1 protein-coding gene is annotated in these 203 nt (G+C 48.8%); it reads right to left on the bottom strand.

The window, feature by feature from the left end; all coding sequences use genetic code 11:
* Positions 1–203 (bottom strand): 4Fe-4S dicluster domain-containing protein (locus tag CHH91_RS20110; protein WP_141234305.1); only part of this gene is annotated, 203 nt, incomplete at both ends.

The following is a 203-nucleotide window of genomic DNA, read 5'->3' as shown; positions in this document are numbered from 1 at the left end:
ACCGGCTTCGATTCTTGGAAAGCAAAATGTACATTTCTCCGCTTTATTCGTTTTCCAGTTGAAATACACTTTTTTGTAAGGACAGCCTGTCATACAGTACCGCCAGCCCCGGCAAGCTTCCTGGTCAACTAGCACAATTCCATCCTCATCGCGCTTATACATCGCCCCTGACGGGCAGGAAGCAACACAGCTCGGATTGAGAC

It is taken from the genome of Virgibacillus sp. 7505, from assembly GCF_002272135.1.
In the GTDB taxonomy this organism is placed as follows: Bacteria; Bacillota; Bacilli; order Bacillales; family Amphibacillaceae; genus Terribacillus.
This window is presented reverse-complemented; position numbering and strand designations above follow the sequence as displayed.